Here is a 24,004-nt window from a genome sequence, read left to right as displayed (position 1 = left end):
AGTGTAGATCCACGCCACGCGTGGATGCCCTAGCTCTCGGCAGAAGGCTGATTTGACCCCCTAGTCAGCCCCATTCACCCGAGGATGGTCCGATGAACCTGTGCCAGGCCCTGCCCCCGGCCACCTTAAACGCGGCCCTCCCTGCCACAGTTGCAACATTCTCCCGTAGGGCGCAAAGTTCGCGTATCCAAGGGGGATGAGCAATGGAACGCTCGCATTATATTGTTGATCGACAACTGTTTTCGGATGACATGGTCTGCCGCGCAGCGCATCGCTACACGGGCAAGCTTGGTGTGGAGCTGTTGAATCAAGGCGCTGATCTTGCGGTGGTTTTTTCCACCACGGATGGCTCTCCGCTGCCGGTCGACCTCTCTACACGGTTCTCCCGTGATCTGCTCGATGAACGCATCAGAGCGTCCGTCCGGGCCGAAACACATGGGCTTCAACTCGAACTGATCAGGGCAGCGCTACACCAGGCCCAGCCCTCGACTGCCGCCTGATGTCCAAGTTCAGGCATCCAGAGGCGTTTGCCGCCTCTCAGGCGTATCAGTTGCTGCCGTTCCGCTTCCGGCGCTTGCCTTGGGATCCAAATCGGGCATTTGTATCCTCCATGGCGGGAGACTGGCTGCTCATGCACATGCATGACCTGCAGCGCTTCGCCGCCCATGAGCTACCAACCAATTCGGCACTCTTTGCCGACCTGGAGGCCCGCCACCTGGCAGTGGCGGGCACAGAACGCAGCAGCCTGTCCCCGTTGCTGAGCCAGATTCGCAGCCGCAAGTCCTATATCCTGGGCGGGCCGGCGCTGCACATCTTTGTGGTCTCGCTTCGATGCCACCACACCTGCAGCTACTGCCAGGTGTCGCGCCAGGAGACAACAGCCACAGCCTTCGACATGGCCGGCTCGCACGCCGAACAGGCGGTAGAGCGGCTGTTTGAGTGGCCAAGCCAAGAACTGACAATCGAGTTCCAAGGAGGCGAGCCACTGCTCAACTTCGAGCAGGTCATGGCCATTACCCGGCGCATTGTCGAGCGTAATCGCTCTGCTGGCCGTAACCTTCGTTTTGTTCTTGCATCCACTCTGCACGACCTCACTGAAGCCCAACTGGCATTCCTCGCTGAGCATCGCTTCAAGCTATCGACATCGCTCGACGGCCCCGAATCGCTCCACAATGCCAACCGCCCCCGCCCGGGCCGCGACAGCTATCGGCGGACCGTGGAAGGCATAGAGCTCGGACGCCGCTGGCTGGGTGATGACGGCGTGTCGGCGCTGACGACGCTGACCCGGCGCAGCCTTGAGGTGCCCGAAGCCATCATTGACGAATACCAGAAGCTTGGTTTCCACAGCATCTCGCTGCGGCCTCTGAGTCCCTATGGATTCGCCAACAGGACTGCCCACCGCACAGGCTATTCGACGGCGGATTTCCTCGCCTTTTACCGGCGTGCCTTCGCGCATCTGATGGTGGTCAATCGTTCTGGCTACGCCATGGAGGAGTCCTACGCATCTTTGCTGCTCTCCCAGCTTTTCACCTCATTCGGGCATGGCTACGTTGATCTTCGCTCCCCTTCAGGCGCGGGTCTTGGTGCGGTGATCTATGACCATGACGGGCGCGTCTATCCGTCTGACGAGGCGCGGATGCTGGCGGCCATGGGAGATGACACATTCGCGTTGGGCGATGTTTCGCAACCGGTAGCGCACTGGCTTGGCTCCCCTGCCATGACCCGACTGCTTGAAGCGGGCGTGGCTGAGGCGCTTCCGACCTGTGCTGACTGCGCGTTCGTGCCACTGTGCGGTGCTGACCCGATCGAGCACTACGCACGCCAGGGTGACCCGATTGGTCACCGACCGAGCAGCGATTTCTGCGCCCGGAACATGGGGCTATTCGATTTCCTGCTGGAACGCTATGAGCGGGAAGATCTAGTGGGCCGTCGGATGATGCGTTCCTGGGCTGTTCCGAAAGCGATCACTGAGGATCTCATTGATGCTGCCGCTTGAAACCAAAGCGGTTCTGTCGCCATCGGCGAAGGCATCTTTGCTGAAGGTGGTCGGTCTTGGCGACTTCCCCCAAGCCTCCCTGTCCCTGCAGCGAATGGCGCTGGATGTCAGGGAGGTGGCACCCGAACAGCTCAGCGATGCGTTGTTGCGCCTCCCTTGGGGAGCTGTCCTCACGCCGCAAGGCTTCGACGTTCCTGACGATATTCCACACGTGCGCCTGGATGGCCCGTCAGCCCTCTGCAAGTCCGGTGATGTCGTCGAGCTCAATCCCCTTCAACGCAAGGTAGCCATCCGCTATCGGCGCGGGGATACCGGCAACGTTCTGTTTGCCACCGAACGCTGCAACAGCTACTGCCTGATGTGTTCACAGCCCCCGCGCGAGGTGGAGGACGACTGGCGTGTACATCATCTCCTCGATTTGATCGACCTGATCGATGTCGCAGAGCCATCACTGGCGATCAGTGGCGGCGAACCTACATTGCTGGGCAGCGGGTTGGTCGACATCGTACGCGAGTGCGCTGAGAAACTACCGAATACCCACATCCATATCCTTTCCAATGGACGGTTGCGCGATCCTGAGCTACACAGCCGGTTTGCGGACCTCCATCCGAATCTGAGCTGGGGGGTACCGCTCTATGGGGACCATTACGCCCTTCACGATTACGTCGTGCAAAGCGAAGGTGCGTTCTCCCAGACACTACGCGGCCTGTACGCACTGGATGCAGCGCGCCAACGGGTGGAAATCCGAGTCGTTCTGGTTCGGCCTACCGTCGAGCGACTGGTGCAGCTTGCCCGCTACATCTGGCGAAACCTGCCATTCGTCGAGCATGTCGCACTCATGGGCATTGAGCCGATTGGCTTTGCCAAAGCACACCAGGCTGATCTATGGGCAGACCCCATTGACTATGCCCACACCCTGACTGAAGCGGTTGAGACTCTCGCAGAAGCGGGCATCCCGGTTTCGCTCTACAACCTGCCTCTTTGCGCACTGGACCGCTCGCTTTGGCCTTATGCGGTCCAGAGCATCTCTCCATGGAAGAATGACTACCTTCCCGCCTGTGACACGTGCGCCGTACGATCACGATGCGGCGGATTCTTTTCCTGGATCACCCCCGCCTGGACCAGTCGGGCGATCTCCCCTGTACTGGAAATCTGATCATGTCCAATGCATTGATGATTGTCAGCGCCGCCACGCTGGGGGCACTTGGCACCGAGCCACCCAAGGGTCAATCCGACCTGTCCAGACTTTCGGAGATGGATGGCAAGTACGCAACCGTACTCAGCACCTCGCTCAATGCAGGGCGCCACAATCTGTACGCCGGGCACCGCAGCCACAGCTCACATCGATCGCATAGCTCCCACCGCTCCCATTCCTCCGGGTCTGGCAGTTCATATCGCTCCTACTCCCCACCACCAGCGACCTATACACCTCCACCCAGCACCTACACAGCACCTGCCAATTCGAGAAGCAGCGGTGGAAGTGGAAGCGGCACAGGTACCTATCAGGGGCAAAGCCTTCAGCCCGCGAGCCGGACCAAGGCTGCTACAACCAACAATCTGACAGTGGATCACGGCTCCTCAGCCAAGCCGATTTCTGAGGGGCGCGATGCCGATGCGCTCAAGCAGCTGATCATGCGTGTGCAAGCCGCACTTTATTCGAAGGGCTACGACCCGGGCGCCATTGACGGAACACTGACGCCGGAGACACAGTCGGCACTTCGCATGTTCCAGTTGGCGCACGGCATTCGTGCTACGGGGACGATGACTACGCCTACACTAGATGCGTTGGGTGTGCGGCTTTGAATCGTTCGGCGATGTCATGACCCACTGAAAAGCCGCTAGTGAAGCTCTTCGTCAAAACAGCGCTTGGAGCGAACGGGTCTACTTCAACCGCTCCACCAACCGCTGCCCCACCTCCAGCGCCGAAGCCGGGTTCTGCCCTGTAATCAGCTCACGATCCACCACCACATGCCCCGTCCACGGCGTGGCATTGCTGCTGAACCGCGCACCCGCCCGTTGCAACGCGGTCTGCGGGTAGAACTTCATCTCACCGCCGCCCAGCAGCGGCTTGGCCTGCTCCTCTTCCTGGTTGCTGATCACCGTCATCTGGTAGCCGCTGTAGATCCACTTCGGCGTAGCCGGCATCGCACCCGCTTCCAGCTTTGCCACGAAACCCGCCGCATCCGGCAGCGTGGACAGCAGCGCGATCGGCCCGTGGCAGACCAGCGCGGTGGTTTTGTTGCGCTGGTGGAAGTCGGCCAGCAACCGGCCCAGCGCCGGGCTCTTCAGCAGGTCCTGCATGGGTGCGTGGCCACCGGGAATGTAGACCGCATCGAACCGCGCGTAGCCCTGCTGCTCGATGCGCGCCAGGCTGACCACCGGGGAGGCCGTCGGCGAGGTCAGCGCCAGCTTCTCCAGCAGCTCCTTGTGCAGCGTCAGCTGCGCCGCATCGTTGCCGAAGTACGCCGGCGCCACCGAGGACGCATCCACCGTCGGCGCCCGCCCCTGCGGCGTGGCGAAGGTCACCTCGTGGCCCGCGTCCAGCAGCAGCTTGACCGGCTGCATCAGCTCGTTGAGATAGAAGCCGGTGGACAGCACCTTGCCGTCTTTCAGGTCCAGGTGGTTTTCGTCGGACAGCACCACCAGCACGTTGGCGGCCTGCGCACCGGTCGCGGCCAAGGTCAGGGCCAGCGCTGCGGCCAGTCGGGTCATCAGGTTCATGGGGAAGTCCTATTGGGGAATGGCGGCCACTTTATTCATCGTTCCAGCGGCGATAAATTGGCCTCATCGCAAAACATCTGTTCCCCGGAGAGCCAAATGAGCCGCAAGTTCGACTACCTGGGCGATGTGGAGGTGTTCCTGGCGGTGGTCGAGCACGGCTCGTTCACGGCCGGCGCGGTGGCGCTGTCCACCACACCCTCGGTGCTGAGCCGCGCGGTCACCCGGCTGGAAGCGCGGCTTGGCCGGCAGCTGCTGCAGCGGACCACCCGCCGCGTGGGCCTGACCGACGCCGGGCGGCTCTATCTGGAACAGGTGCGCACGGCCTTCGGCCTGCTGGACGACGCCGAGCGCGACGTACTGGCCCAGGACGGTGCGCTGGCCGGCCGCGTGCGCCTGAGCGTGCCCACCACGTATGGCCACTACCGGCTGCCGCCCGTGCTGGCGCGCTTTGCGCAGCAGTACCCGCAGGTGCAGGTGGAACTGAACATCACCAACCGCAACGTGGACCTGGTGGCCGAAGGCTTCGACCTCGCCATCCGCCTGGGCCAGCTGCCGGACAGCGGGCTGGTGGGGCGGAAGCTGGAGGATGCGCCTTTGGTGCTGGTGGAGTCGCCGGACTACCTGCAGCGCCGGGGTACGCCGCAGACGCTGGACAACCTGCAGCAGCACCTGTGCCTGCCGTTCGTGATGCCGCGCACCGGGCGGTTGGCGCCTTGGATCTTCCGCGACGGTGGGCGCGACGTGGACTGGCTGCCGCGTTCGTCCATCGAGACCTCCGACGATGTGCTGGGCGTGGTGTCGCTGGCCGAACAGGGCATCGGCATTTGCCAGAGCCTTGCGTTCATCGTGCGCGAGCGGTTGCAGCGTGGGCAGCTGGTCGAGGTGCTGCCGCAGCTGCGGGGAAGATCGCGGCCGTTCTCGGTGATCTATGCGCCACATCGGCGGCAGTCCGCGGCGGCGCGGGCGATGATTGAGTTGCTGGTGGGGAATACGGCGCTGGTTGAGGACGGCGTGCGTTGAGTTTCTGCTGTCTTCCCGCGGTGTCGGCTTTGGACCGCTTTTCGGCCTGTCTGACTGATCGCGCGGTGCTGCGGCCCGGTTCGGAATACGAATTGTTGTAAAGGCGGCTGTCTCGCTATCCCCTGAAGGCACGGGCGATTACGACGCTCTTGTTCGCGATCAGCAACGCGTCTGCGCGAATGCGTCGGATCGTGAGGCCTACGGCACGAATAGTGCGTGCCACAATAGTTTTCCGCTCTCGAATTCTGCGATCTCTTCGCGAATTTCAATTGGTATTCGGAGCGACAGCGTAAACACCATGGCGCGCCACCGACAACGGGTGGCTCCGGGTCTGCAAACCCGCGACGATTGTTGTGCCAGTTGTTTGCGCTTGTCCGTCGGCACCGTCCCCAAGCGGTGCCGGCGGGCAATCCGTCGGCCTGTATGGCGGGCGGTGCGTGGGGGTTTTCGGACCCACCGGTAATGGCACTACTTCGTCCCGGTTTGCAGCCACGCATCGTCCGCCACCTTCTTCACGGTGGCGCTGTTAAGTACAGCCACGGAAGCCGACGCCATGAAAAAGTCCGACACCTTTTCTTCGTACACCGTTGTTGAGCCCATCAACGACGACACTCCCCTGCCCGACCTGAACTCCCTGCTTGGCATCCTCAAGCGCATGCGCGGCTGCGAGGGGGCTGATGGGCACCCTTGGCCGGAGAACGATGTATCACCTGGCCGCCGCGTGAGCTTGGCACGGAGCGAGCGCGCGATGGTGGGCGCGCTGACGGTGCTGGAGCTGCTGCACGCGGCGGACCGCTGCCGGGTAGCAGCGGAGCCGGAGCGGCATTTGGATGAGGGGGTTGTGGATGGGTTGTTTCTGGCTTGCCGGGGGTTGATTGAGTGGGCTTGTCGGGAGGTAAGGCCGGAGTGATTTCCCTTGGCAGCGCAGATGCCTGCTAACAACCCAGTGTCCGCTTCCGGCCAAGAGCCGACGTGTCCCGGAGTAATGTCCGTCTGAAAAAATGGCGACGATTCAAATTCCCGTCTATCGCGAAATCCACACAAGCAAATTTTCGATCCAGTCTCAGCTTCCACTGCCGCAGCCGTATCGCGGACACCTTTTACGGAGTTCTGCACGCGTCGCTAGTGAAGTCCATACTAGGTACGGACTTCACCTTCTCGATTTCATTCAGTCAATGGGTACGCCCCTTGTATCCAGCCGGCGGCGTCTTTAGAGCTTTTGGAGCCTTGGCTGAAGCTGTGGATTTGAAGAGAGAAGGGTCCACTTCAAACACGCTGACGGCGACCTGCTGATTTCCATGGACGTGTGCAATGAGACGCTCGTGCTTGGGTAGCGGCACCTGTGCCGTCGACCCGCCAAACTCGCCCGAGTTGGCCAGGACAACCGGTTGGTACATGTGGAAATGCAACGCAGCCACCATATTATCGAAGGTCTGCACATCTTGATTCAGCGCCGCGACCAAGAACATATCCGACCTATCACGAAGGTCGGCCACAAGGTCCAAGTCCGTAGCGTCGTAGCAAATGGCTGCTGCAATGCGCGTACGGGTCTTGGACCCAATCGGCAACTCGACCAAGGTCACATGTGGCCGGTGGCCCTTCACCCCCATCTTCACCTCATCCTTCATCGGATGCTGCTTGCCTTGCCAAGCATATTGGAATGCGCGTCCGTGGCCCGGCGACTCGGTTCGAATCAGCCACAGGCCTTGATTGACGATGCCGCCAGCCTTGTGTGAATGAAGGAATGTTAAGCCGGTGAAAATATTGGCTCGGACCTTATCTGATAGCCGTCTCAGCAAGAAGACGTGCTCCGGATGCACGGCCAGCTCCGGGAACAGAATGACATCGACTAGCGGGTCATCGCTCTTATCGGATATTGCCGCAGAGCTTGCCGATGACCAGGTCTTGAGCTTCTGATGAGTCAACCTACAGATTTCTGCGAGATGGCGGCGATGTTCTGCCAAGGTTCCCGGCATCCAATGCGTTGGATCCTTGTCATCAAACTCTTCTCTCCGCGGGCGCATAGGCTGAACGATGGCGACGCGCAGCGGCCGATCCTGCAAGGGTTCATGGTCATCAACAGGCACCACGTACATAGGCGCCTTGCTTCTGGGACCAAACAATCTACGCTGCGACGCGATGCGCTCATGAACAAGCGCGAGCAGTTCGGCAGCTGTCCGTACATCACCTGCCGCCGACGCCGAGTTTGCTCGAAATTCAACTCCCGGCCATTGAAGGAGCGTCGAAAGCAGACTGGAAAGCCAAGGCGACACTGGGCCAGGCTCGTCTAGCAACCCACGTCCGGAGTTTAGAAGGCCGAAACGACGTTTGAACCAAGTACTGCGGAGGCCGCTGTACTGACCCACCTCCTCGGTGACAAGGTACCGACGGCTCGTGAAGTCAAACTCTCCAGTGAGTGCCGAACGCAGGACGCGCCCCAGTCCGTAGAGCCAAGCCTTTTCGGGTACTACCCAGGGAGGACTCTCGTACAGCGGGTTAGTTGCATCGCCGCCTTCAATTGACTCCACACGCAGAAAGCCTGACTGCTCAGGCAACTCCGATAGCCTTTGCCAATCCTCGCATCGAAGCATGATGTCGACGGAGCTCTTGCCCGCAGACAACTGCTCTTCCACCCCCTGATGTCGAAGTAGCGCATCAGCGAGCATGAGCAGAGAATTTTCCTGGTCGAAAGGGTTGTTGGGCTCGTTGATGATTTGCAGGAGGGGCTGAACAGCCTTCAATTTGGCCGGACGCCTCCGAGAGTTGCTCGGTCGCTTACTGGCTTGGACCAACGAGGCCGGCACGAATTGGCGCCAGTTCGTTGTCCGTCGCCCATTTAGCGCGGCCATCAACAAGTCCGGACGACTCAGCGCCACAGATTGCACAACAGCCCCTCGGACCCCTTCGTCTTCTGTGCGCCGCAACCCATCAGACAGCCACACTCCGAAGCGACGTACGTTTGGCTGCAATTGCTGCGCTACAATGGCTAGCGGAATGACATCCCTAAGAGCTTCGCCCCACATGGGTTCAAACAGCGCCACGCGTTGCAATGCAGCGTACGTATGTACCTCGGGGGCAGCTTCGACCACCATAGCGAGTGACGAATCACCGATAGAGGCCAGATAGAGTCGGGCCTGCTGACGGAGATACCACGGCGATAGAATCCTTTCAGTCAAAATTCGACGCGCGATTCCGCCGAGGTCCTCGCGGTAGCCTTGAATATCGACGCCTTGAGGGTACTCTTCCGGATCACGAAATCCCGTCTCTACCGCTCCTGCCCGCAATAGGTCTGCCAGAACATATTCTGATACGCGCACTTGCCTGCGCTTTTCTACGTCCAGATCCGCCTTCACGTCGAAAAGCTTGATGCTGAGTGCCTCGGTGACTGGACTTAACAGGCGGGGGTGAGGGAAAAGATCCAAGCCACACCGCAGCAACAAGACCAAGGCAGGATTCTCGGCCCAACACTTGATGAGCTTGCGTGCCGTGGACTCGAACTCATGTGACAGTACCAATCCCTGTGTCACGTGATCGCCAATCGCTTCAGACGAACCAGCCGGACTTTCGAGGTCTGTCATCGCCAATCGATGCCGCATCAACTGTGCGATACGTGTCGCGACGAACCGCTTCACGGTGTCGTCCCTCACATCAGTGTTGGGAACCGCAACCGTAGCCAATCCCAATCTAGATGGCACCGGGTCAGCAACGCTTTCAATCTGCTCAGATACCCAAAGTAGGCCATCAAGACCGCCTGCCGCCTGAGCAAGAGAGTCCAGATCGAAGGTACCACTTAGTTCTGCGTTAAGCATCTCCATTAAAGCAGACACGTGACTCTGCGCCGAAATTGCTCGATATGAGCTGACCGCGCACTTTTCTCCAGACAGTTCAAGTGATCTCCGCGCACCGATGCGCTCGCAATGCTCCTTCAGCATTGCGGTGACGTAACTTTTGACATACTCCAACAATGAGGCCTGACCAAGCCCACCAGCCGCACTCTTGGCCTCGACAACCAGACGCATGTCATCAACGTATCTGCAGTAGTCCAGCAATTTGACGTCTTCGCTAATCGTGGCCCCATCGGCTGCAGACTTCTGCATCTCGCGGTCGAAACGAATCAAATAGGCGTTTGCAAGAAACCCCGAGGCGACGAGTCCTTGCGGCAAACCAAGTTCAAGTTCTTGATGCTCTTCGCCATGAATCAGCGCAGCCTCTTGCTGATCACCAGCGCGCCACTTCCACGAGAAAATTTGCGCAACGCGCTCCCAGAATTTCGGGTCTGCCGCCGCCATATCGGGAAGCCCGTACTCCGTCTGGTGCTCTTGCTCAAAAATCTTCAGCTCCGCAATCAAGGCATCGCGATCCACATGATCAAAGAACGACTTTATATCCAAAGACACCACGAACAACTCTCGTCGTGGCCGCAACTGCTGCGACAAATCCGCGCATACGCGGCGAGGGCGTGCAAGAAACGCCCGATAATCTTGGAAGTACTGGCGATATGTTCTGCTGTTTCCCCAGGAGAACTTGGCTCGAGGGCGGACACCAGCATTGGCGCCCCATGTGCAATGCAGCCGATTGCCATAGCTCACCACCCCGCTTTCGCGCATTTCCCCCACATCTGCGCACATCGTATCCCCCTGCGCGGACTCCACGGCTTCCGCCAAGCACATCATTACCGCTGTCGCTAAAGTTTGGTCACGAATAGACAGGTGGGCAAGCGGTCGCAGCTTCAGACGTGGCTGTTCTTGTTCTGCCTGCACACCAGGCATTTCTCTGCGGCTTGGCTGGCAAGGCGTCCAATCCTCGAAGGTGGGCTCTTCGCCTAGGTCGTTGGGGCTAAGCTCCAACAACTGCTCGAGCGAAGTAATCGTAGGAGCCGGGGCAAAGCACCAACGTGTATTCTTGGGCGCGGGAACGAGCTGCAGATCCTTCGGTCGGAAATCGGCTTGACAAACTTGAGCTGCCCATTGCTTTAGCTGATTTTCCAGATCGATGGTTGAAGCATCCAACTCCAAAACATCCGCATACCAGTTGTGGCGGCGAATGTAAGTATGCGACTTCTTCCATGCCTGTGCGAGGACAACGACATCGCAGAGCTTGTCGCCCTTTGGCGGGAGATCTCGATACTCTTCTTTGATAATTGACACTGACTTCCCCTTGTTCTAGTTGCGCATGCACCCTAACACCTAATCGAAGAAGCGCTAGTTTGCCAACGCGTGGACAAAGCAGGCCCCCGATTGAGCTTCAGAATGTGAGTATGACTCATATTCTGGGGGCGAAGCCCCCCCGGTCCTGAGTAGTGGGCGGGTTTAGAGTCCGTGCTGATGTTATCCCTCTTGCCCGCCAACTGCGCGGCGTACTGGGCGGGCGTCAGCCCGCCGAGTGATCGTTTGGGCCTTTCTCGTTGTAGTCACGTCGCCAGCTCTCGATGCTGATCCTGACATGGAGCAACGTCGGGAACCAGTTCTCGTTCAGACATTCATCGCGCGGCCGCCCGTTGAAGGACTCAACGTAAGCGTATTGGTTCGGCTTGCTCGGCTCGATCGGGCGCAGGGCAATTCGCCTCTCGTGAGACCACACCACTATCGCTTTGCCGCAAGAATCCTTGTCGTTGTCTGTCCTGTTCACTTGCGGCAAACCGCGCTGAACGACCAATCTGTCCAGCACACCCTGGCACCCCCCCCGCCCGAAAATGGCCCGTTCCACATCGATGGTCAGGGCCTACTGGGTGGCGTCGTCAACGATGGTCAGGCACTTGATTACTCGGTCTTCCGCGGCGCGATCAAGCACGAAATCCCTCGACCAAACCTGATTGGCGGCGGACGGGCGCAGCAAGGTCTGACGCTCGCCGACATCCGAACCTATCCATATGTTGCTGAGTACTCGGCTGCAAGGCAGTGGCTAGTTATGAAGGGCTGCCAATCGCCGCGAATCGTCCAATGCAAAGGATTACCGTATCTTTCCTATCCGTCGACCTTACAAAAGCCATGCAGATCGTGTCATGGTTGAACCGTACGCTCGCGCTCTTGCTCTTAACCTACTCATATAACGACCACCCTCCATGACCCTCCACCACTACACCAATGCCGCCACGCTTCCGCTGATCCTAGCTAATCGGTCCTTGCGCTTCACTCGCTGTGATCTGCTGGACGACGCGTCTGAAGTTCCATTTCGCATGGCTTTACTTGACCAGCGCAATTTTTTCGTCAGTTCATGGTCGCGCGGCACCCATGGCGAGGCAGGCATGTGGGCAAGGTATGGGGACGCTGACCGTGGCGTGCGACTTTCGTTGCCCAGTGTTCGATTTCCTTGGTCGAAACTGAGCGTGGACGTGTCCCGTCCAACGGACCAAATCAAAGAAGACGGCTCACCTCGAATGGTGGGGTTACGCATACGGGACGTTTACGCTCCGTACGCAGAGAAGACGATGTTCGGGAACGGCTACTTGATCGTGCCGTTGGGTTCAGAAATAAAGACGACGTTCGGTTCCGATGTCCTTTACTCCACCGATCCGCTCGGCGAGGTCAAACGCAGGGTGCAACTGACCGATGGAGGCCTGAATCTTGAAGGTGATGCGACGTACGTGGCACGAGTCAAGGGCATCGCTTGGGCGGATCAGGCTGAACACAGGTTCGTAATCAGCGCGATGAAGGGACCTGCGATGGTTTACGCCGCGGATCCAAGCGGTTACCTCGCCGCCCTACTAGACGGCATCGAGGCCGGCGCTTCCACAGGGTTTATTGACCACAGTACGGACGTACACTACATCGATGTGCCGCTCGCAGAAGACGCGTTTGAGGAGCTGGTGATTACAACCGGGGCGGCGATGCCGTCCGCAGCACGCCAAGATCTTGAGCGTCGGGTCAAAGATTTGGCACCGACGGCCGTGTTCGAACAATGCGCGCTTAGGGTCAGGCCGAAGCCCTGACCATTCAGCCTCCCCCACAGCTACTTGCAGCAACTCGCCTGACAAGCCACTGCGATAGCCACTCGGCTTAAACCAAGCGCCCCAAACAAAACACACCACTATTCACCTAGAGCAGAGGGTCGTCGTTAGGATAATTGTTCCGATGCCAGGCGATCGACCAAGAGCAATTCAGCGCACTTCAATGGATGATAGGTTTAATGAAACTTCAATATTTCGAAAATGGTGACGGCACTCGTCCGAGCCGCCAGAAGCAGATGGGCCACCTGCTGGATCTGCTACGCAACAACAGAATTCAAGACCAGCAGAGCCTTCGCGACTGGATCGGCGGGCGCTCTGTCATCAAACACAACGACGCCGAGTTCCAAGTTATTACCGCGAAAGATCTTAAGCTGGACGATGAAAACCGATGGCACAAGTCTGAGTTCAAGATTCGAGAAGTAATCATTGACTGCGACGAGGTGGTACTCCAGAACAGCCTCAACATCGTCATCAGGGACTGCGCGTTCATGGGGTCGCTAATCATCGGAAACAAGACCGGCAGCCCCTTCAGTCTAACCCTGGACACTGTGGTCGTCGGAGGCAGACTAACCGTTTATGGCGATGGGCTCGTGCTGTCCCCTCTAACGCTGACGGGCGTTCGCTCGTCCCTGCTCCGACTGGACAATTTTCAGTGCGATGAATTGCACTTGAGCGGGTCTGCCTTCGCTTCCACGCAGCTGACGCGACTCACTTGTAATACCCTGTCAGTGCGGCACAACCAACTCGGCACACTGGAGGTCACCGATGGCAAGTTCAAGTCAGTTCATTTCCCCCCCGGGCAAGTGAACTTTCCTTCGTCCTTCAACCTGGCTAAGCCATGGGCGTGGCTGCGCCAAGGCTCCGCTGCATTCAGACCATTCAGCGCTCCTCCGCGAGAATCGTTTGATGAAGTGGCAAAGAAGATCAGCCGCACGGAGGATATTCGGCGGATTTCAGAGACCTTGGATTTCCTGCAGGAACATTCCGAGGACCGCTTCAGCCGAAGGCATGCGGCGGAGCAGAAATACCTGCGTGCGCTCGCCGAGAGTCCCGGCCACCTGAGCACAGGGTTGATCCTTGTGACCGGAGCATTGGTCAAACCCATGCGTATCGTAGGATTAGCCGCAGCCACGATCATCCTGTTTTCCTTCGCGTTCCTATTTGGCGAGCTGAAGTGCGATGGGAAGGATGTTGAAACTTTCTTGGACGCCCTCTATTTCTCGGGCCTGACCTTCACGACAATCGGATACGGAGACATCACGCCAATCGGTTTTGCGCGATTCCTCGCGGTGCTTGAGGGGCTGTGTGGAATCGTGCTGTCCAGCGCGCTCGTCGTCAGCCTAGTGCGCCGCCACATCGAGTAAATCCGCTCCGGCGCGGATGCATTGCCTGACGGCTAAGGGGCGTGCGAAAGAATCAAGGTTTGGAAAAACTCCGACGGAGAACTCCCCGCTTGCTGGAGAACTCTCCTCCACTTGTGATTACCTTCACATCTTAACCACTCTAGCGGAGAGCACAGACGAGCCCTCACTTTTGTAACCAATTCGACCTCTACCTTCAGCGCATGCTCTAATCTCCCGCGCCGCCAGTTATTCACCCAACCCCTAGCCATTCTACGTTCGATTGCGGCTAAACATGGACACCTAACATTAGTGGGAACGTTGCCCGCAGCCCGCTGCAAATCGGTTACCCCACCCAACCGAAACTTAGACGACAGCGTGATTGAATGGCTATTCTTCGCCTGACCAAGGTTGGCTAAACTAGTTTGCGGGGAAGCCAAGCAAGAGTCAAAAACCTCCCAGTGAAATCGGAATAGATTCGATAGCCTCCTACACTAGAAAATCACCGATAAACCGCAATCAAGCTCTGTTAGCTATTCCAAACGGAACATGAACAGATGGAGCGACTTCGCTAGCCGAAGCCAAATGTCCTGACTGGTCGTCGAAGAATATGTGCGGCCTCATTACATTAAGAACAAGCTTCTTTTCAACCCCGCCAAGAAAAAATGCATCATTAGCCATGACTCCCCAACTCTTCAAGGTATTTATCGCGCGCTCGTGGGACGGCGCATTTCGAGCGGTAACAATTGACACCCTGAGGCGATTCTTGTAGTTAATGTCGAGCTTCCTCTTAGCCTCCTCGGCCCTCTGGATTCTGGACACCTTCATCAAGAATTCCTTTAGCGGACCACCACCCAACGGTTCCATCACGTTCAATGTTTCATGAGCGTGGAACACGGAAACATCTTTAGTTTCCTGCATTACGGTCTCAGCACCGTCATCTGCCAGGACGCCATCAAAATCAAATGCGATCCGGAGTGTCTGATCTTCAGGATCATCGATCTTTTTAGAATCCATCACATACCCAGCCGGAAATCCCTTTGCTATTGCCTCAAGCACGTCACTCTTGTTTGATGACAAGAATAGAGAAATGCTCAGCGCAGGTATGTAATCGTACGGGGAAAGCCCCTGTTGGAAGATGGCTCGCGTAATGCCGAGTCCATGATGCTTTATGGAGTTCATCACCCGGAGACCGGTGTCAGGGTCGTTCCGCGAAAGAAGGACAACTTCAATCAAGGGCCCTTCATCACTCGCACTCAAGTCATTCAATGAAAGAAGGCGCTTTATAAATGAGAATGCAATACCTTCGGCAAGCGGCTCATCCTTGTTAACCTCTTGGTATTCACGATATTTTTGCTCGCCCTGAGTCCGGAATATTTTATCGGAGTCACCAAGGTCAAACATAGCACTTGATGCCACACCTACCACAAGTCGATCCTTAAGCTCATACGGCATTTGCTCCTCCTTCCAAATTTAGTAATCCTATTTACAGAGGCTTGTGCTTATCAAGAGACAGGAACTCTTGCGGGAAACTCAAAGATGAACTTCAGAAGCATCTCGACAAACGAGACAAGCTCTTGAGCGTCCGACTTTGACATCAACGCAATCTCGTGCGTGGCTTCATTTCCTCGCTTGCGAATATGATCAACCCACCCTCTCCCGTTCGGCGGAATGAATCCGCTCTCCGCAAGGAAGTCTATGTAAGCAACAAAAGTCAGCCCTTCCTTCGCACCCTGCTCTACTGCAATACTCATTAAAATTTTTCGGCAGGCCAGAACGCACGAAGTATAGGCAGCAACACTGCAACAGCTTCGTGCTTCTCGATAGAGCTGATTGACGGAATCAGGTAAGTGATCAACTGGATTGCCGTATGCAACCCCTGGCGTCTGTATTCCGTGGTGATCAAAGCAGGTTGGCTTTTCACAGCTCGGACAGATATATATCCGTCCATTGTCACCACTTGAATAGTACCCACGATCGTTGGCGACATTGTAGCCACAGTATCCACAAACGAATCTGCAAGACTCTATCTGCGAGAGGTTCTGCCAAGCCATCCTATGCTCCTAAATTGAGTATCATCAATTTAAAAAAGTAAAATACCCATCGCAATTCGGCTACACGAGCAAATCTAGAAGCGAAATTTAGTGGCGAGCCTGACCAATTCGCTATTGACTCATCATTTGCATAGGCTCCAAGCAGTGTGCAAATTTTCACCAAACATCGCAAGCTCTCAGTATATTAAAAAGAAAAGGGCGCCTCTCGGCGCCCTTGTTCTTTCAACTCATTCCCACTCAATAGTAGCCGGCGGCTTCCCCGAGATGTCATAGACAACCCGCGACACCCCCCGCAACTCATTGATGATCCTGTTGCTCACCGTCCCCAGGAACTCATACGGCAGATGCGCCCAGTGCGCGGTCATGAAATCGATCGTCTCAACCGCACGCAGCGCAATCACCCACTCATAAGCGCGCGCATCGCCCACCACGCCCACCGACTTCACCGGCAGGAACACGGCAAACGCCTGGCTGGTCTTGTCGTACAGGTCCGCCTTGCGCAGCTCATCAATGAAGATGGCATCGGCCTTGGCCAGCAGCTCGGCGTATTCGCGCTTCACTTCGCCCAGAATGCGCACGCCCAGGCCCGGGCCCGGGAACGGATGGCGGTAGACCATGGTGCGCGGCAGGCCAAGTTCGACGCCCAAACGGCGCACTTCGTCCTTGAACAGCTCGCGCAGCGGCTCCACCAGGCCCAGCTTCATGTGCTCTGGCAGGCCGCCCACGTTGTGGTGGCTCTTGATCACATGCGCCTTGCCGGTCTTGCTGCCGGCCGACTCGATCACGTCCGGGTAGATGGTGCCCTGCGCCAGCCACTTGGCGTTCTTCAGCTTGTTCGACTCTTCGTCGAAGATCTCAACGAACAGGTTGCCGATGATCTTGCGCTTGGCTTCCGGGTCGCTCACGCCTTCCAGTGCGGCGAAGTAACGGTCGGCGGCGTTCACGCGAACGACCTTCACGCCCATGTGCTCGGCAAACATCGCCATCACCTGGTCGCCTTCCTGCCAGCGCAGCAGGCCGGTATCCACGAACACGCAGGTCAGCTTCTCGCCGATGGCCTTGTGCAGCAGCGCGGCCACCACGGACGAATCGACGCCGCCGGACAGGCCCAGGATCACTTCGTCATCGCCCACCTGTTCGCGCACGCGGGCGATCTGGTCGTCGATGATGTTGGCGGCGGTCCACAGGGTCTGGCAGCCGCACACGTCCACCACGAAGCGGCGCAGCAGCGCCTGGCCCTGCAGGGTGTGGGTCACTTCCGGGTGGAACTGCACGCCGTACCAGCGCTTTTCTTCGTTGGCCATGGCGGCCACCGGAATGCGGTCTGTGGTGGCGGTGATGGTGAAGCCCGGCGGTGCAACGGAGACGTGGTCGCCGTGGCTCATCCAGACATTCAGCTTCGGCTCGCCGCCGTGGTCGCTCAGGCCCTTGAACAGTGCATCGGGGTTGATGACGTTCACTTCGGCGTGGCCGAACTCGCGCTGATCAGCGGCTTCGGTGGCACCGCCCAGCTGCGCGGCCAGGGTCTGCATGCCGTAGCAGATGCCGAAGATCGGCAGGCCGCTGTCGAACACTTCCTGCGGCGCGGCCGGGGCGCCCGGCAGCGTGGTCGATTCCGGGCCACCGGACAGGATGATGCCCTTGGCGCCGAACGCCGCGATCTCGGCCGGGTTGTGGTCCCACGCCCAGATTTCGCAGTAGACGCCCAGCTCGCGGATGCGGCGGGCAATCAGCTGCGTGTACTGCGCGCCGAAATCGAGGATCAGGATCTTGTCGTTATGGATGTTGGTCATGGCGCCCTGGCAATGCAGTAGGGAAAACGAAATCAGATTTGCAGCAGCAGATGGAAAAAGAGGAACGGGAATCAGCTTCCTCGTTCCTCTTTGCCCGGCCCGCGTCAGGCGCGGTAGTTCGGCGGCTCTTTGGTGATCGTCACGTCGTGGACGTGGCTCTCACGCTGGCCGGCGCCGCTGATCTTCACGAACTTGGGCTTGCTGCGCATGTCTTCGATGGTGGCGCAGCCCACGTAGCCCATGGTGGCGCGCAGGCCGCCCATCAGCTGGTGGATGATGCCGCCCACCGGGCCGCGGTACGGTACGCGGCCTTCGATGCCTTCCGGCACCAGCTTGTCGGCGGTGGCGGCGTCCTGGAAGTAGCGGTCCTTCGACCCCTTCTCCATGGCAGCCAGCGAACCCATGCCGCGGTAGCTCTTGTACGAACGGCCCTGGTACAGCTCGGTCTCGCCCGGCGATTCCTCGGTACCGGCCAGCAGGCCGCCAACCATGATGGTCGAAGCACCGGCGGCCAGCGCCTTGCCGATGTCGCCCGAGTAGCGGATGCCACCGTCGGCGATCAGCGGGATGCGGTCCTGCAGCGCTTCGGCCACCAGATCAATGGCGGTGACCTGCGGCACGCCGACACCGGCGACGACGCGCGTGGTGCAGATCGAGCCCGGGCCGATGCCGACCTTCACTGCGTCCGCGCCGCTGTCCAGCAGCGCCAGTGCGGCTTCGCCGGTGCAGATGTTGCCACCGATGACCTGCACGTTCGGGAAGTTCTTCTTGACCCAGCTGACGCGGTCCAGCACGCCCTGCGAGTGGCCGTGCGCGGTATCGACCACGATCACGTCCACGCCCGCGGCGACCAGCGCTTCCACGCGGCGATCGGTGTCGCCACCCACGCCGACGGCAGCGCCGACCAGCAGGCGGGTCGACAGATCCTTGGCAGCGTTCGGGAAGTCGGTGTTCTTCTGGATGTCCTTGACGGTGATCAGGCCACGCAGTTCGAACGAATCATTGACCACCAGCACCTTTTCGATGCGGTTGCGGTGCAGCAGCTGCAGCACTTCGTCAGATGCGGCGCCTTCCTTGACCGTGATCAGGCGATCCTTCTTGGTCATGATGTGGCGGACCGGATCGTCCAGCTCGGTCTCGAAGCGCATGTCGCGGTGGGTCACGATGCCGGCAAGCAGGCCGTCGCTGCCCACCACCGGCACGCCGGAGATGTTGTGCGCCTGGGTCAGGGCCAGCACGTCGCGGATGGTGGTTTCCGGGCCGACGGTGATCGGGTCGCGGATGACACCGGCCTCGAACTTCTTGACCTTGGCCACTTCCGCGGCCTGCTGTTCCAGGCTGAGATTCTTGTGGATGATGCCCATGCCGCCGAGCTGTGCCATGGCGATGGCCAGGCGGGCTTCGGTGACGGTATCCATGGCTGCGGACAGGATCGGAAGCTTCAGCTTCAGGTCGCGAGTCAACCGCGTTTCGAGGTTGACGTCCTTGGGCAGGATGGTCGAGTGGGCGGGGACGAGCGAGACGTCGTCGTAAGTGAGTGCTTCAGCCTGGATGCGCAGCATCGGCATACCCGAGATGTGGGGAAGCGCGACATTTTACCCTGTTTTCGCGCCCTGTGGCAGGGGGTAGATGCGACGCAGTGTCGCGCAGGCGGCGATCCATTCAGGGGCCGCACCAAAGCAGGTAGTGCCGGCCGCTGGCCGGCAACCTCATGAACCTTCGGACGGCTTACCGGGTTGCCGGCCAGCGGCCGGCACTACCATTCAGCTCAGCGCTTCGGCCGCTTCCAGGGTGTTCTGCATCAACGTGGCCACGGTCATCGGGCCGACGCCACCCGGCACCGGGGTAATCCAGCTGGCCCGCTGGGCCGCCGCTTCAAACCCGACATCGCCCACCAACCGGCCGTCATCCAACCGGTTGATACCCACGTCGATCACCACCGCGCCCGGCTTCACCCACTCGCCCGGCACGATGCCCGGGCGGCCAACCGCCACCACCAGGATGTCGGCGTTGCGCACGGCCTGTTCCAGAACGTCCTTGGGGGTGAACTTGTGGCAGCTGGTCACGGTGCAGCCGGCAATCAGCAGCTCCAGGCCCATCGGGCGGCCGACATGGTTGCTCACGCCCACGATGGTGGCGTTGCGGCCGCGCACCGGCTGGTCGGTGTGGCCCAGCAGCGTGGTGATGCCACGCGGGGTGCACGGGCGCAGGCCGAACTCGCGCAGGGCCAGGTGGCCGACGTTTTCCGGGTGGAAGCCGTCCACATCCTTGCGCGGGTCGATGCGCTGGATCAGCCGGCGCGCGTCGGGGATGCCCGGCAGCGGCAGCTGGATCAGGATGCCGTTGATCTTCGGGTCGGCGTTGAGCTGGTCGATCAGGTCGAGCAGCTCGGCTTCGGTGGTGCCGGCCGGCAGATCGTAGTCATGCGCTTCGATGCCGACCTTCTCGGCCGCACGGCGCTTGTTGCGCACGTACACGGTCGAGGCCGGGTCGCCGCCCACCAGCACCACGGCCAGGCCCGGGCGGCTGCCACCGGCGGCCACGCGGGCGTCGACGCGCACCTTCAGGCTGTCGAGCAGGTCCTCGGCGATACGGCGGCCATCAAGGATGCGGGCAGGAAGCTGGGAGGCGGAATCGGTCATCGGGAGCAGGCATGGGGCGGCGGGGACGCTATTGTCCCCGATTCAGGCCCCCTCGCCCACCGCCGCGCGTCGACACCGCGCCCCGGTAGTGCCGGCCGCTGGCCGGAAACCTCATGACGTCGGAACGTTTCCGCATCTGCCGGTAGTGCCGGCCGCTGGCCGGCAACCTCATGGCGTCGGAACGTTTCCGTATCTGCCGGCCAGCGGCCGGCACTACCGACGGATGGTGCTCCAAGGTTGCCGGCCAGTGGCCGGCACGACCGGGCTCTACTCTTCCTCTTCCGGCACGTCCTGCGGGTTCAGCGTCTTGCTCGCGCGCTTCGGTGCGGTGAACGGGGTCGGCGTCGGTACGCCCTGCGGGCTGTTGCCGTAGATCATGCGCGCGCCGGCATTCAAACCACCGCCAGCAATCTCCAGCTCGAAACGCTCGGCATCGCGGCGGCGGATCTGCTCGGCAATCTCCACCGCGTCATCCTCGTCCGCACCCAGTTCCACCAGTGCGGCCTGGCCGAACAGCACTGCCGACTCAAACGTCTCGCGGATCTGGAAATCGACGCCGGCGTGGATCAGCCGCAGCGAATGCTCGCGGTCGAACGAGCGCACCATCAACTTGGCCTGCGGGAACTCGTGCGCCACCAGTTCAACGATGCGGTCGGCGGCCTCGGCCTTGTCCACGCACACCGCAATCGCACGCGCGGTGGCGGCACCCGAGGCATGCAGCACGTCCAGACGCGTGCCATCGCCGTAATAGATCTTGAAACCGAAGCGCGCCGCGCTCTGGATCATCTCCACATCGTTGTCGATGATGGTCACGTCCACGTCGCGCGCCAGCAGCGACTGGCTGGCGACCTGGCCGAAACGGCCGAAGCCGATCAGCAGCACGCTGCCGGACAGGCCGTCGGCCTCATCCACGCCGTCCATGTTCACCGTCGGCTTCGGCGCCACGCGCTTGTAGACCAGCACCACCAGCGGGGTCAGCGCCATCGACAGCACCACCACGGCGGTGAAGTTGGCATTGATCTCCAGGTCGATCACACCGGCCGATGCGGCGGCGGAGAACAGCACGAAGGCGAACTCACCGCCCTGCGCCATCAGCACGCCACGGTCCAGCGCCTGCGCGTGGTCGCTGCCCATGATGCGCGCGACCACGTAGATGCACAGCGCCTTGGCCGCCATCAACGCCAGCACCAGGCCGAGGATCAGCTGCCAGTGCGCGGCCACCACGCTCAGGTCCAGCGCCATGCCCACGCTGAGGAAGAACAGACCGAGCAGGATGCCGCGGAACGGCTCGATGTCCGCCTCGATCTGGTGGCGGAAGGTCGACTCGCTCAACAGCACGCCGGCCAGGAACGCACCCATCGCCATCGACAGGCCGGACAGCTGCATCAGCAGCGCCGCGCCCAGCACCACCAGCAGTGCGGCAGCGGTCATGACTTCGCGCGCCTTCGATTCGGCCAGCACGCGGAACAGCGGGTTGAGCAGGAAGCGGCCGACCAGCACCAGGCCGACGATGGCGCCCACGCCGATCGCCACCGACAGCCAGCGCGAGCCTTCGCCATCGGCACTGCCCGCGCTCGGGCCCATCCACGCCACCAGCGCCAGCAACGGCACGATCAGCAGGTCTTCGAACAGCAGGATCGAAACGATCTTCTGCCCCGACGGCAGCGCGATGTCACCGCGCTCGGCCAGCAGCTGCATCACCACCGCGGTGGAGGTGAGCACGAAGCCGGTGGCGCCGATGAAGGCGACCTGCCAGGGGAAGCCGAACAGCTTGGCGATGCTGGTCAGCACCAGCGCGCAGGTAACGATCTGCAGCGTGCCCAGCCCAAAGATTTCCTTGCGCAGGCTCCACAGGTGCGAGGGCCGCATTTCCAGGCCGATCACGAACAGGAACATCACCACGCCGAGCTCGGCGGTATGCAGGATCGCCTGCGGGTCGGAGAACCAGCCCAGTCCGAACGGTCCGATCGCCAGGCCGGCGGCGAAGTAGCCCAGCACCGAGCCCAGGCCGGCCCGGCGGAACAGGGGCACCATCACCACCGCCGCGCCCAACAGGGCCACGACCTTGACCAGCTCGCTGGTCGCTGCTTCTACCGCCATGCGGTGCTTTCCCCAAGATCCAGAATCGGGTTCAACAATAGAGCAATGCCGATGACGGCAATAGCACGCATGTTGCGCCGGATTGTCTTGGAGGTGGAACGATGTGAGGAGTGACCCCTCAGATCATCCTGAAACCATGTCTTGTAGAGTCGAGCCATGCTCGACTGCTTTTGGCCTCAGCGCGCGGAGCAGTCGAGCATGGCTCGACTTTACAGAGAGCCACCCCGGCAAAACGCGGCGTAATCGATATACCCCGGGAACGGCACCCCCGGCACACACACCGGGCACTGCGGGTCCGGCCGGATGCCGGTCTCGCGGAAGCGCATGCCCAGCGCATCGAAGCGCAGCAGGCGGCCGACCAGCGGCTCACCGATGCCCAGCAGCAGCTTCAGCACCTCGGTGGCCTGCAGCACCCCTGCCAGCCCAGGCAGCACGCCCAGCACCCCCGCCTCGGAACAGTTCGGCGCGAACTCCGGCGGTGGCGGCTCGGGGAACAGGCAGCGGTAGCACGGCGCCACGCCGCGCTGGCGGCCGGCGTCAAACACGCTTACCTGGCCGTCAAAGCGCTCGATGGCGGCATACACCAGTGGCGTGGCGTGCTTGATGCAGGCGTCGTTGAGCAGGTAGCGCAGCGGGAAGTTGTCCGAGCCGTCCAGCACCACGTCCACGCCGTCCAGCAGGCGGTCCACGTTCTCGGAGGTGACGCGCTCGGGTATCGCCTCCACCTCGATCGACGGGTTCAGCGCCAGCAACCGCTCGCGCGCGGAATCGACCTTCAGCTGGCCGACGCTGGCTTCGGTATGCACGATCTGCCGGTGCAGGTTGCTGCGCTCCACGCGGTCATGGTCGGCGAAGCGCAGGTGCCCTACCCCGGCCGCAGCCAGGTAGAAGCCGGCCGGCGCACCCAACCCGCCCGCACCCAGCACCAGCACGCGCGACTGCTGCAGGCGACGTTGGCCGGCCTCGCCCACCTGCGGCAGCAGCAGGTGGCGCGAATAGCGGTCGTAGAAGTCGCGGTCGGCCGCGCTGGACAGCGGCTGCACCAGCGGCAGCGACTGTTCGCGCCAGGCCACGGTGCCGCCGGTCACGGAAGCGACGTGGGTGTACCCGGCCTCCTGCAGGAACTGCGCGGCATCGGCCGAGCGCCTGCCGCTCTGGCAGATCAGCAGGATTTCCTGGTCGTGCCGCGGCAGATGCGCGGCCGGGTCGGCCTGCAGCTCGCCCTTGGCCACGCCGCGCGCGCCCTCGGCCATGCCCCCGGCCCGTTCGTGCGCCTCGCGCACATCGATCAGCACGGCGCCGTGGGCCAGGCGCTCGCGCGCTTGCGCTGGGGAAAGCTCTCGGATGCTCATGGCCGCATTATCGCGCAGGTGCCGCCAGGCCGCCTTGACC

Annotated in this window: 17 protein-coding genes and 1 pseudogene; 8 read left to right on the top strand and 10 right to left on the bottom strand. The window is 60.6% G+C overall.

The features are described from left to right. Window positions 1–203: 203 nt before the first annotated feature. The 4 genes from N7590_RS13450 to hxsA are packed head-to-tail and all read left to right on the top strand — an operon-like array spanning window position 204 to window position 3,799. Window positions 204–500 (top strand): hypothetical protein, encoded by a 297-nt coding sequence (locus N7590_RS13450; protein ID WP_164242747.1) that lies wholly within the window; start codon window positions 204–206, stop codon window positions 498–500. Continuing rightward, complete coding sequence (hxsB, locus tag N7590_RS13445; protein ID WP_164242748.1) at window positions 500–1,996, top strand: His-Xaa-Ser system radical SAM maturase HxsB; 1,497 nt, start codon at window positions 500–502, stop codon at window positions 1,994–1,996. Before N7590_RS13450 ends, hxsB begins: the two co-directional genes overlap by 1 nt. After that, window positions 1,983–3,152 carry a His-Xaa-Ser system radical SAM maturase HxsC gene (gene hxsC, locus N7590_RS13440; protein ID WP_164242749.1) on the top strand — a complete coding sequence of 390 codons (1,170 nt, stop codon included), beginning with the start codon at window positions 1,983–1,985 and terminating at the stop codon, window positions 3,150–3,152. Before hxsB ends, hxsC begins: the two co-directional genes overlap by 14 nt. 2 nt (window positions 3,153–3,154) lie before the next feature. Then, window positions 3,155–3,799, top strand: a complete 645-nt coding sequence (gene hxsA / locus N7590_RS13435; protein WP_164242750.1) for a His-Xaa-Ser repeat protein HxsA — start codon at window positions 3,155–3,157, stop codon at window positions 3,797–3,799. Between the two features lie 78 nt (window positions 3,800–3,877). On the opposite strand, the gene N7590_RS13430 is transcribed toward hxsA, so the two are convergent. Continuing rightward, window positions 3,878–4,717 carry a type 1 glutamine amidotransferase domain-containing protein gene (locus N7590_RS13430; protein ID WP_164242751.1) on the bottom strand — a complete coding sequence of 280 codons (840 nt, stop codon included), beginning with the start codon at window positions 4,715–4,717 and terminating at the stop codon, window positions 3,878–3,880. 96 nt (window positions 4,718–4,813) lie between these two features. On the opposite strand from N7590_RS13430, the gene N7590_RS13425 reads away from it, so the two are divergent. Beyond that, window positions 4,814–5,737: a LysR family transcriptional regulator gene (locus tag N7590_RS13425; RefSeq protein WP_164242752.1), complete on the top strand. Its 924-nt coding sequence runs from the start codon at window positions 4,814–4,816 to the stop codon at window positions 5,735–5,737. 553 nt (window positions 5,738–6,290) lie between these two features. Further along, entirely contained in the window at window positions 6,291–6,647 is a 357-nt protein-coding gene (locus tag N7590_RS13420; RefSeq protein WP_279935606.1) for a hypothetical protein, read from the top strand. Window positions 6,648–6,909: 262 nt separating this feature from the next. Here the strand turns inward: N7590_RS13420 and N7590_RS13415 are convergent, their stop codons facing one another. Then, entirely contained in the window at window positions 6,910–10,884 is a 3,975-nt protein-coding gene (locus N7590_RS13415; protein WP_279935605.1) for a reverse transcriptase domain-containing protein, read from the bottom strand. Between the two features lie 194 nt (window positions 10,885–11,078). Then, window positions 11,079–11,590, bottom strand: a pseudogene (locus N7590_RS13410) (integrase core domain-containing protein); the annotation flags it as partial. Between the two features lie 208 nt (window positions 11,591–11,798). Here N7590_RS13410 and N7590_RS13405 point away from each other — a divergent pair. Together N7590_RS13405 and N7590_RS13400 are read left to right on the top strand one after the other, a co-directional pair. Beyond that, window positions 11,799–12,665: a hypothetical protein gene (locus N7590_RS13405; RefSeq protein WP_279935604.1), complete on the top strand. Its 867-nt coding sequence runs from the start codon at window positions 11,799–11,801 to the stop codon at window positions 12,663–12,665. A 197-nt stretch (window positions 12,666–12,862) separates the two neighbouring features. Continuing rightward, window positions 12,863–14,047: a potassium channel family protein gene (locus tag N7590_RS13400; protein WP_279935603.1), complete on the top strand. Its 1,185-nt coding sequence runs from the start codon at window positions 12,863–12,865 to the stop codon at window positions 14,045–14,047. 495 nt (window positions 14,048–14,542) lie between these two features. Here the strand turns inward: N7590_RS13400 and N7590_RS13395 are convergent, their stop codons facing one another. From N7590_RS13395 to moeB, 7 genes are all read right to left on the bottom strand, one after another. Then, window positions 14,543–15,478 carry a 5'-nucleotidase gene (locus N7590_RS13395; protein WP_279935602.1) on the bottom strand — a complete coding sequence of 312 codons (936 nt, stop codon included), beginning with the start codon at window positions 15,476–15,478 and terminating at the stop codon, window positions 14,543–14,545. Between the two features lie 50 nt (window positions 15,479–15,528). Then, window positions 15,529–16,077: a DUF4145 domain-containing protein gene (locus N7590_RS13390; protein WP_279935601.1), complete on the bottom strand. Its 549-nt coding sequence runs from the start codon at window positions 16,075–16,077 to the stop codon at window positions 15,529–15,531. 227 nt (window positions 16,078–16,304) lie between these two features. Then, window positions 16,305–17,870: a glutamine-hydrolyzing GMP synthase gene (gene guaA / locus N7590_RS13385; protein WP_005413109.1), complete on the bottom strand. Its 1,566-nt coding sequence runs from the start codon at window positions 17,868–17,870 to the stop codon at window positions 16,305–16,307. 104 nt (window positions 17,871–17,974) lie between these two features. Then, window positions 17,975–19,432 carry an IMP dehydrogenase gene (guaB, locus tag N7590_RS13380; protein ID WP_005409308.1) on the bottom strand — a complete coding sequence of 486 codons (1,458 nt, stop codon included), beginning with the start codon at window positions 19,430–19,432 and terminating at the stop codon, window positions 17,975–17,977. A 201-nt stretch (window positions 19,433–19,633) separates the two neighbouring features. Then, complete coding sequence (gene folD, locus N7590_RS13375; protein WP_005409307.1) at window positions 19,634–20,512, bottom strand: bifunctional methylenetetrahydrofolate dehydrogenase/methenyltetrahydrofolate cyclohydrolase FolD; 879 nt, start codon at window positions 20,510–20,512, stop codon at window positions 19,634–19,636. A gap of 267 nt (window positions 20,513–20,779) precedes the next feature. Beyond that, window positions 20,780–22,612: a monovalent cation:proton antiporter-2 (CPA2) family protein gene (locus N7590_RS13370; RefSeq protein ID WP_164242797.1), complete on the bottom strand. Its 1,833-nt coding sequence runs from the start codon at window positions 22,610–22,612 to the stop codon at window positions 20,780–20,782. Between the two features lie 209 nt (window positions 22,613–22,821). After that, window positions 22,822–23,964, bottom strand: a complete 1,143-nt coding sequence (moeB, locus tag N7590_RS13365; RefSeq protein WP_279935613.1) for a molybdopterin-synthase adenylyltransferase MoeB — start codon at window positions 23,962–23,964, stop codon at window positions 22,822–22,824. Between the last annotated feature and the right edge of the window lie 40 nt (window positions 23,965–24,004).

It is taken from the genome of Stenotrophomonas sp. GD04024 (assembly GCF_029837545.1).
Taxonomy (GTDB): domain Bacteria; phylum Pseudomonadota; class Gammaproteobacteria; order Xanthomonadales; family Xanthomonadaceae; genus Stenotrophomonas; species Stenotrophomonas forensis.
Note: the sequence above shows the minus strand (reverse complement) of the source record. Positions and strands in the feature narration are given on the sequence as shown.

Excerpts from the sequence above, each read along its gene's own strand:
- N7590_RS13395 (WP_279935602.1), bottom strand. The coding sequence starts at position 15,478 with ATGCCGTATGAGCTTAAGGATCGACTTGTGGTAGGTGTGGCATCAAGT.
- moeB (WP_279935613.1), bottom strand. The coding sequence starts at position 23,964 with ATGAGCATCCGAGAGCTTTCCCCAGCGCAAGCGCGCGAGCGCCTGGCC.
- folD (WP_005409307.1), bottom strand. The coding sequence starts at position 20,512 with ATGACCGATTCCGCCTCCCAGCTTCCTGCCCGCATCCTTGATGGCCGC.
- hxsC (WP_164242749.1), top strand. The coding sequence starts at position 1,983 with ATGCTGCCGCTTGAAACCAAAGCGGTTCTGTCGCCATCGGCGAAGGCA.
- N7590_RS13400 (WP_279935603.1), top strand. The coding sequence starts at position 12,863 with ATGAAACTTCAATATTTCGAAAATGGTGACGGCACTCGTCCGAGCCGC.
- N7590_RS13405 (WP_279935604.1), top strand. The coding sequence starts at position 11,799 with ATGACCCTCCACCACTACACCAATGCCGCCACGCTTCCGCTGATCCTA.
- N7590_RS13420 (WP_279935606.1), top strand. The coding sequence starts at position 6,291 with ATGAAAAAGTCCGACACCTTTTCTTCGTACACCGTTGTTGAGCCCATC.
- N7590_RS13370 (WP_164242797.1), bottom strand. The coding sequence starts at position 22,612 with ATGGCGGTAGAAGCAGCGACCAGCGAGCTGGTCAAGGTCGTGGCCCTG.
- hxsA (WP_164242750.1), top strand. The coding sequence starts at position 3,155 with ATGTCCAATGCATTGATGATTGTCAGCGCCGCCACGCTGGGGGCACTT.
- N7590_RS13390 (WP_279935601.1), bottom strand. The coding sequence starts at position 16,077 with ATGGCTTGGCAGAACCTCTCGCAGATAGAGTCTTGCAGATTCGTTTGT.
- N7590_RS13430 (WP_164242751.1), bottom strand. The coding sequence starts at position 4,717 with ATGAACCTGATGACCCGACTGGCCGCAGCGCTGGCCCTGACCTTGGCC.
- N7590_RS13450 (WP_164242747.1), top strand. The coding sequence starts at position 204 with ATGGAACGCTCGCATTATATTGTTGATCGACAACTGTTTTCGGATGAC.
- N7590_RS13425 (WP_164242752.1), top strand. The coding sequence starts at position 4,814 with ATGAGCCGCAAGTTCGACTACCTGGGCGATGTGGAGGTGTTCCTGGCG.
- guaB (WP_005409308.1), bottom strand. The coding sequence starts at position 19,432 with ATGCTGCGCATCCAGGCTGAAGCACTCACTTACGACGACGTCTCGCTC.
- hxsB (WP_164242748.1), top strand. The coding sequence starts at position 500 with ATGTCCAAGTTCAGGCATCCAGAGGCGTTTGCCGCCTCTCAGGCGTAT.
- guaA (WP_005413109.1), bottom strand. The coding sequence starts at position 17,870 with ATGACCAACATCCATAACGACAAGATCCTGATCCTCGATTTCGGCGCG.